This is a genomic window from Symplocastrum torsivum (genome assembly GCF_059505465.1).
In genome coordinates this window covers 1-9,267 of the sequence record NZ_JCACKQ010000099.1, presented here as the reverse complement: position 1 = coordinate 9,267, position 9,267 = coordinate 1, and the positions used below count along the sequence as shown (strand labels likewise).

Below are 9,267 nucleotides of genomic sequence, written 5' to 3'. Positions count from 1 at the left end.
GCTTACGCTCCACTCAGCGAAGCTGAGTTAGAGCGCATTAGTCTAAACGCCAGTAACTAATCAAGATTCGCTAAATTTCTCGGAGTTTATGTTGATTGAGAGGGTGGAAAGTTTTCTACTTTTTGCAAAAACTCTTCAGTCAAATTCACAAACGCTTTTGCTCCGGCTGTACCAGAATTCGCTAAAACAACTGGCATAAAACTGTCAAATGCTTTAGCAACATTGACATCCATCGGGATTCTGTTCTCAAAGAGTTGAGCAGGAGAAAAATCTTGAGTAACTCGTTGCATGACTTGTTTATAATATCGACCCATCAAAGGGCTACCCGATAAAATAAACACAATTCCTAGCAGCCGAAGATTGAGAATTTGTTCAGAATCGTGGCTTTCTCTTAGCTTGCTAATCCGTCTTTCCAAGAGTTGAATGCCAACCAGTGATAAAGGTTCTGGTCTTGCTGGTAGCAAATAAAAATCACTGGCAACAATCCCACTACGAGTTAAGAGGTTGTAACCCGGAGCACAGTCGAGAACAATAAAGTCATAATCATCGAGAATTGGATCTAAAATACTTCTAACTAATAGTTCTTCAAACCGATTCCAAACTTGACTGAAAGTGCGATCGCCTTCGTTAAGCGCTTTCTTGTGAAGCATTTCCGAGACGAGGTACTCATCATACAGGTCAATGTCTCCAGGTAATAAGTCTAGACCTTGTACATTGCAAGTATAGGGTTTGATAACATCTTGAATAGTAACTTTACTCTTACTGTTTGGTTTAATTTCTTTATAAATTAACTGCCCTAAAGTGCGTTTTTCTCTCCTTACTTTTGCAAATTCATGAGGTGGCATTAAGCTGAGAGTGGCACTAATTTGTGCATCTAAATCTACAACTAACACTCGCTTTCCATGATTTTTTGCCAAGGAAGTAGCCAAGTTTATGGTGAGGGTCGTTTTTCCAACGCCACCTTTCATATTGACTGTGGCAATGACAAATCCCATGAATAAAATCCTTTGATAGAAACGTTGCCTGGTTTAGCATAAAGTGTTGACTGTTAACGGCGAACAGCTAACATGATCGGTTAGTTGTTGCAAGACGTGTATTGAGTAAGATGGGGTAAGTAGGTTTACTGCGATCGCATATCGTCATCCTAATTCCATCTAATGCACCAAAACTCCCTTTCCAAACCTCCACAACAGCAGTAGAGACGTATAGAGGAAGCGTCGCTACTACGAGAAGAGTCTACAGCATCAAGTTCCAAAATGAGCAATTTACCAAATTTTTAGGAATCACTGGCAAAACCTAAATCTCCAGAACTAAAGGACGTGCAGCATTCATCCTAACTGCCTAGCTATACTTGGGTAGCTGAATTTTTGGTGCAAATAAGCTTTGCAGACGATGTTGTTGAGCACCACCTTGGTAAAGTAAATCTCCTTTCCCCAACAAATAAGCTGCTGCTGTGAGTTTTCCGCCTAGAACAATGCTTGAATCTGCCTCGCTAGCGGTACGCAGGGCAACTCGTCCTGGTAAATTGGAGCGGATGATTGGTGTGACAACGCTAGCTTCTGGGCGTTGAGTTGCAATAATAAGGTGAATTCCAGCCGCCCTTGCCATAGCACCGAGGCGTTTGATACTCAGTTCTAGCGCCTTGCGGGTGTCTTTTTCTGCCATGAAATCAGCATATTCATCAAAGATACAGACAATACGAGGCAAAGGTTGGGCAACTTGTTGATTATAGGTAGCCAAGTCGGCACAACCAGCAGCTTCAAACAACTGATAACGTTGCTCCATTTGTGCTACCAACTCATCCATTAGTTCAATTGCACTATCGCTATCTTTGACAATTGGTGACAATAACCAGGGCATCTGTTCAAATTCTGGAAAGGTAACACGCTTAGGGTCTACCAACGCAATTTTTAGTTGCGATGGGGAGTGACGGTAAAGTAGGGAGAGGAGAAGCGATCGCAAAAATTCACTTTTGCCACTGCCAGTTGTGCCACCGACTAAAAAGTGACAAGTATTGGGATCAGATAAATCAGCTTCTTTCAACTGTCCATCCAAATCCACCCCGATTGCAATTCGTACTCGTGCCTCAGCAGAGGATGTTTGCTGCTGAATATAATGATCAAAGCTAGCAACTTGCCTGTCTGGACGGGGCAAATCAACACTGACATACCCTGCTTGAGGAGCAATTAGTGGAGGATTTGCTATCCCCAACTGCACTTGCAAATCAGCAGACAATTTCAGGAGAGAGTTTACCTTAACACCCAGATGAGGTTTGAGCTTCACCCGAATGAAAGCAGGGCCAACAGCCGCCCCACAATAATCGACTCCAATATTAAAGGATTGAAGAGTCGCTACCAAGTCTTTCCCAATTGCCTCAGCATCAACTGGCGATAGCGGCGGTGGTAGCTGGGTAGGTACTGATACTGTTGGCGAGTCAATGGAGAACTCCTCTTCTAAAGGGAGAGAGAAGTCTTTCTTCCCCTTCCCTTGCAGGGAAGGGGGTTGGGGGGTTAGGTTTTCTAATTCGCTAACAACATTAGATACTTCACCACCAACATCAAAATAGGTTTGGCACTTTTTTCGCTGAGGGCAAATATCACAGAATAAGTGTGGATGAGGTGTAGGTGGTGGTGGATTGGGTTGAGGCGGTTCCCAATCGATCCATTGGCGCATCTGTTGTAATTTCTGGGGAATCAACTGATGCACCGTGTTTTCGAGTTCGTCCCAAGTGAAGGTAAGTTCGTCCCAATTAGGCAAGACACTGTAAACGGCTGAGTTTATGGGTACTCCAAGCTTTTCCCGTAGCATATAGCTGTAGAGGGCAACTTGAGCTAGCTGAGCCGATTTATCTGGCGACTGATAGGTTTTATACTCCACCACACAGAGGCGGTGGTGTTCAAAGTCATAAATCAGGCTGTCGAATCTCCCCTGCACTAATTGCTGTGTACCATCGGGCAGTTGGAAGTGATGCTTAACGCTGGGTTTAAAATCGATCAGCGTTTTGTTAAGGACATCGGATGCACTGCAATAGCGCCGATTTTGCACCAACAATTGTGCCCAACGTCGGATTAGTCCTTTCAATCCCTCCCAGAGTTGAAAAAGTGCTGGTGCTTTCCCTGGATCAGTTTGGCTAGCGGCTTGCAGGTGGGGGTAAAAGGCTAATTCATAGAATAGCTGCTGTAAGTCTTGAGCGATCGCATCTACATCTAGCCTGTCAGCATCTGGCTCAAACAAAGCTTGGAACCTTGGTTCCTGCTTGGCGATGAACGCAAAATGGTCAGCTAATTGATGAAATTCAGTACCAACTTTAGGAGGATTACCCGATGGTTGAAATACCATTTTTCCACCAAAGCGATGTCCCAGATAAAACAAGCGAGGACACTCAAAGGCAACTCGAACTTTGGTAACACTCAAGGAGCTGTCTTCAGAATTAGAAATCTTAGTCACTGGCTCTTGTGTAATCGGGTTAGTAAGTTCTAGTAAACGGCGATGCACCTGAGCCAGATAAACAGTATCCATATTGGCATACTGTAGCTGCTTATCGGTGAGGGGACGCTGCCCCCAGTCGCTTGCCTGCTCTGCTTTATCTACATTGGAGAAGTTGCAAAGTTCTTCTGCTAATGTTTTTAGTTTTAAGTTAGGTAGTTGTTTTATATCGGAAGATTTATTTCTTAGCTTTTTTGCCATCTTCCAGGTACAGGTAACGTTCTGGGCTTGCTCTTTACCTAAAAATTTTACATCATAGCTAGCGTTGTGAAATACTTTTTCAATGTTCGGATTAGCCATAATTTGGTTAACAAAATAGTTCACTAAGTCAGGCTTATCCAATACATCTAAGATGTAAGCGCACTCTCCTGGAAAGTCTTTAGGTTCAGCCAACACCTGAATTAGAGACAATCTTGGATTAGGAGTTTGCCAGTCTGCTGTTTCTGTATCTAACCAGAGAGTTTTAGCAGATGCAAATTTTGTAATTATGGAGCGGGTTTCGTCGGCTTTTGTCAGGTAGGGCATTGACGATGATAGGCTAGCCTAGTTATGAAAATAGAAATTGAAGTAAACTTTTCAGCACAAAGCATTGCTAGCTTTATCTGTATAGCTGGTTATAGGACAAGATTAATCATCCTCTTTAGTCTTTTTTAGTTACTAGAAGGATAAATTGAGATTCTCTTTTAGCATTGTGGTCGAGAATTTGAACTTTATTTTCATGACATAGCTGCTGAATCAATTTATCGATTTGAGCTTCGACCACCTGAGAAAACTTGCTACAAGCCTGATCGACCAGCGCCTGTAGTCCCATGAACTGCTGAGTTATGACTACATTTAGTAAAAATTGCTTGACTTCCTGTAAATCAACTTTCTCATGTCCATTACTGTTGCCGCCATCATTCTCTTTAGGAATAATCTCTAAATCCTGCAATAAACTACAGTTGTGCAAACTCTTCGTTTCGCAAACTAAAGCTTCTAGTTCTTGCAAACTAAGGGTTTTGCCTGCAACCACCAATTCATTAGCAAGCGCAGCATTTACTAAGCTGTGATATGTCGCGAGGTCATGAACAGAGGACAAACTTGGCGTGATGTGATGATGTTGGGAACCTGTGAAGATTTGTCTATAGATTTTGTTACCAGCAAGTTTTGTGTTTCCTACTCCAGCTTCCCGAATTAGGTACAGGGTTTTGCACAGATTTAAGTTGACGACTTTCTGGCAAGCATTCATTACAGAATAAAAAGTTTTCATATTAGCGTCTTCTGTCCAGACTACTCCGACCCGTTTGGGTTGACCCGACTGTTGATAACTCAGGGAATTACTGGCATACTTTCCGCTTATTAGTTTCGGCTTAATTTCCTGGACTTGTAAGGCAGATAGTGCTTCTTCCAACATCCGAATGAGTTCGGGTGCAGCTAAGAAGGTAATTTTGGCAATTTTCTCTTGAACTTTGTTGTATTCATCCTGCCATTGCAATTGAAATTCTGCTTTAATTCTCTCTTCTGTAGATAGTTGGAGGTGAGGATTTATAGAAGTGTGTCTAGAAGTATGCTTGTAAGTTTCTACCAAATCAAGTTTGTATCTTTGATATTCCTCCCGACCCAGCATTAGTACATATCTGGGGAACGTTCTACCACCAGGATATTTTTGTTCTAGCGCTTGTCGAGTCAACGGGTAAACGTTGGAAGGCGGCTGGGGATTCACTTGAGTGTGAAGTGACTTCAGTCGATAAGCCCACAACGCTTCTGCTTGTTCTAGCGTAATACTTTTTAGCTGAATTCCTCGATGAATCCCGGCTTTATCAGCCTGCTGAATGCGGTTAGCATTCCGCTTCCAGGTATTAGTTATGATACTGATAATTACCAAAAAGTTTTTGAAGTATTCATTATGAATGGTTGTATTGACATTAAACAAAGGTTGGAAATCCTGGAAGCCATCTGGCAACTTGGGAATGTTGTCTAAGTTGTCAAAACATAAAACAATAGGTTGGGTTTCAGTAGAAATTTTGCCAAAGTTTGCCAGGATAGTTTTAGCCGCATCTTCTGTATCAATGCAGTGTTTAACTTTTAAGGCTTGCATGGACTCTTCACTTAAATCATCTCCTCGCAACCACTCGCAGGCTATAGGATACAGTTCTGGATTGGTGAGGTCGTGCAGTACTCCAAAAAAAATGTCGGGATTGTAGAGACTTTCTTTTCTGTAAGTCTTCTTGAGGTGTTGGATGAATTTTTGCCGACCGCTTTGTAATATTTCCCAAAAATTATCCTTAACAATTCGTTCTGTTAGGCTGCGTTTGGTGAAAGCTGATAAACTTTTGAGCCAGAGCATTAGCTGAGACTCTTGAGATTCTTGTTGACCCTCTGGAACTTGCATTAAGCTATCAACGGTATAGCGCAAGGTATGACGCCAGATGTGGTCGCTAGCAGCCCACGGACCGATGTAGGCAAAAAAGGCTTTAGGGTTGAGGGTGCGTTTGAGCCGACCTAATAGATGACTTTTGCCGGAACCAGAGTCGCCAAAGAGCATCACGGTACGGCTGCGATGGTCTTTGGCAACCAGGTCGAGAAGCTCTTCAATCTCAGCGATCGCCTCTTGATGAATTGACTCAACTGTCAGCGCTGAGTCTTGCTTCTCTCCCCAAAAGTTACCTGGCTTAAGATTCAGCAGGTCAAAGGGGTTAACCTCGCGTTTAATGATCTCTTCAATAGCTGTCATGCTTAAACTTCTTTTAGACTGGCAAACGTGATTTGAGACTAAAAAGAATCACTGGATGGATTCCTAGTTCACGGCGATAAAGAATAGTGAACCACCGACATCTTGAGGAATTCCAGCGTCAATTTGTTCTGGAGTGTAGGCGATCGCTTCTTGCAAGGAACTCAGCTCAATCTTGTCATTCCGTTGTAAGCGATAGAGCGCCTCGTCTAATTGTTCCCGTGAAAGCGGGGGTTGTAACTTCTGCCGCAGATGAAAAATCGGCAAATAATTTTCCGTACCCAATTCCCCGTCTAAATGCCGAATTGTCTGCAAAATCTCCTCGTCACTTAGCTTGCTCTTCGGTATCGCTGCTGTTGGCTTCTGTGAAGGCTCTTGATGTACATCCTTCTGGACGTGCGGGGATTTGCGTAAAAAGCGCAGGTAATTGGTTAGCAAATCCAAACTGATAACCGGGTTAGAGCCTTTGGCAGTGTACTCATCCCGCAAATACTGCTGCCCTCGCTCGGTTAGCCACACTTCGGCTTTCTGCCTTTTGATTTTGGTTTCAGCTTCAATCAGTCCCCGCTCATGGAAGCGTTGCAAGATAGCGTCTCGCTCCACTGACTTTACGGATTTAACTGTGATTTTGCTGGGTGTGATTTTTCCGGAAACCTTGCCTATGCTCTCCAGCACCTTCAATTCATCAGGTGTAAGCGGCAACTGGTCTTTGTTAGCTTTGAGGAGGGCACGTCCTGGCGGTAAAATCTTGACGGAAGCAATCTCGCGGGAGAAGTCTACTAAATTGCGATCGCCCAAATCTCGACAAAGTTTCTCCTTGCCTTTGAAGCTTTTAAACCCAGAAGCAGAAAGGGATGACCGATAGTTAGGACAACCCAGCAACTTCAACACAAACTTCAGCTCATTCGTATCCATTCGCTTAGCCTCACCTATTTTGTAACGACACCTCAGAAGTTACATAAACACCCGAAACCTGACCTGTAGTTATTGTTACAACAGGTTGACAAAATAGCTTCCGAGAATATACGGAGGTTGGCAGTTGCACTCGCCGCAACTACTAAGCACCCTTCTCTGCTACCCTAGCAAATCCTATTTCAATGTGACAAAAAATAGCGGGTTACTGGCAAGCTTGGGGATTCCTGAATTAAATTCCTCTTCAAATTGGTGCAATGGTCTGTTTATAGAACCCATTTGATCTCTGTGGCGGTTGTATCCTGGCAGAGTGCTAACACCTTTAGCAATAATGTGAGTGAGATCTTCGTAGCTTAAAGTTATAGCAAAAGGCTCTTATGCACAGGGCAGAGGGCAGAAGGATTTTTACTGCTATGTGGTCGTTTTAACCGTTAAATCTGTCCTAACTTTTATGGCTATAGCTATACGTTCCGCTTATAGAAGAGAGCAATATGACAATCCCTTCAGGACTGAACCTGAAGGGATTTTTGGTAGGATGCGATCGCTTGAAACGCCTTCATCAAGGTTGGTAAACCTTGCTAATCTCTTGTACCCTGATAAGTTGATCTAGCTAATTCTTCCAACCTAATGATAAGGCGATCGCGTTTTTAACGATTAAGAGAGTTACTTGGAGTCGTACTTCCTCTCAAGGAAACCTCTAGACGATTCACTTAGGACTCACACTGAGGATTAGGATTGTTTAAACACATCCAAGTTCCTGGCTTAAGCCGATCTGAATCACGAGAATACTGAGTGTTCATATTATCATTCATTTCAGTAGCAGAGGATGGCTCATTCATCTGCCGTTGCTGGTTCATTTGCATTGGCTCATTCATCTGCATTTGATTGTTTTCTTCAGTAATTGGGTCTCCAGGAACTACCTCATCGACACTTGGGTCACTTGGAGAAGGAGCCGTGGGAACATTTTGATCGCCTTCTGGTCTAGGAGATTGATTAGTGTCCATTCCAGCCTGCGCTAACAATTCTTGTGATTCAGTCGAGGAAGTAGGAATTAATGCAAAAGCGGGAAAACTCAGTAAGAGACTAGCCGTAGCCAGCCCTGCTACGCTGAGAAGTTTACTGATTGAATTTTTATTCGACTGCGTACTCATCGGTATTTTCCTTATTGTTAGCTAAAAGAGGTTTAGGATTTCTGTTGTCTTGTTGAATTTCAAAAGCTCTTATTCGCTTCATTCAAACCTGACTAAGTTACCTCAATTCAGTCCAAAGAACTGGAAGGTAAACCTTATTACTAATAGTAATACCCTTAATTACTCAGTTTATCTATCTAAAGAGTTGTATTCTAATAGATTTTTTTATGCCTAAAGTAGGTCAAGTTTTTTACATCTATCTACAGCAACAATCAAGCGAAGAGATACAGTAGAAATTAGAAGATTATATTCAACCTTCAAATAAAGCTTTCAGCCCTTAATGCCAATTTTCTAAACTCTTTCTCGCCTAGCAAAGTGCGATCGCATTTCATCAAGAATCAGCACGATCGCATACCTTGATCACAACACTTCAGCTTCTTTAGCCGTTTACCACTGAAGACCTGCTGTAATCAATCTTCATCGCTGAAGTCTGTAACTACTGGATATTACATTTTTCAAGACTCACCACAATAGAAGAGAGCAAATAGGGAATTCTCAGTGGCACGTTTCCCATTAACAAATTCTGAAAGCGTAAAGAACCAGGGAGGTGTCCTACAGGAGAATTTAGACTGAAAGTAAAATCATTCCACCCTAGCAATTTACCTTTCACACTCCATCCCACTTGATCGCTAAAGCAGCACTCAGTTTTATAATCTGCATACTTATTACCCCCAATACTATGCCAGATGCGCTTCTGTACACTAAAGCCGAAGCGTCCGTGACCATATCTCATCCAAAGTTGGTCAATAGTACAGAGGTCTTCACAAGGAAAGGTTTCGATGTCTTCTGTTCTGAGCCAACTTGCTTGTCCTCGACCTGATACATAGAGCATGATAGCTCTAGTTTCTCGATCAGCCTCTTTCGATTGCCGTCTTACTAGTGCATCCCGGCAGAAGTAACTGACCACCCCTTGTGGTGGTAAAAAAGAGGAGAGACACACTCACTCCAAGTCGCTGTCTCGACTGATCA

The 9,267-nt window shown here is 42.9% G+C and carries 6 protein-coding genes; all 6 read right to left on the bottom strand.

Annotation, left to right across the window (positions count from 1 at the left end; all coding sequences use genetic code 11):
- Positions 1-86 precede the first annotated feature (86 nt).
- On the bottom strand, positions 87-995 hold the full coding sequence (locus AC5JL3_RS24785) for a ParA family protein (RefSeq protein ID WP_496077013.1): 909 nt from the start codon (positions 993-995) through the stop codon (positions 87-89).
- 346 nt (positions 996-1,341) lie between these two features.
- Positions 1,342-4,011: a DNA translocase FtsK gene (locus AC5JL3_RS24780; protein ID WP_496077012.1), complete on the bottom strand. Its 2,670-nt coding sequence runs from the start codon at positions 4,009-4,011 to the stop codon at positions 1,342-1,344.
- Between the two features lie 115 nt (positions 4,012-4,126).
- Positions 4,127-6,199 (bottom strand): P-loop NTPase fold protein, encoded by a 2,073-nt coding sequence (locus tag AC5JL3_RS24775; RefSeq protein ID WP_496077011.1) that lies wholly within the window; start codon positions 6,197-6,199, stop codon positions 4,127-4,129.
- A 63-nt stretch (positions 6,200-6,262) separates the two neighbouring features.
- The gene (locus AC5JL3_RS24770; RefSeq protein WP_496077010.1) at positions 6,263-7,111 is read right to left on the bottom strand and encodes a transcription factor RcaD; all 849 of its coding nucleotides are present in this window, start codon (positions 7,109-7,111) and stop codon (positions 6,263-6,265) included.
- Positions 7,112-7,818: 707 nt separating this feature from the next.
- Positions 7,819-8,259, bottom strand: a complete 441-nt coding sequence (locus AC5JL3_RS24765; RefSeq protein ID WP_496077009.1) for a hypothetical protein — start codon at positions 8,257-8,259, stop codon at positions 7,819-7,821.
- Positions 8,260-8,734: 475 nt separating this feature from the next.
- Positions 8,735-9,205, bottom strand: a complete 471-nt coding sequence (locus AC5JL3_RS24760) for a GUN4 domain-containing protein (protein ID WP_496077008.1) — start codon at positions 9,203-9,205, stop codon at positions 8,735-8,737.
- Positions 9,206-9,267 lie beyond the last annotated feature (62 nt).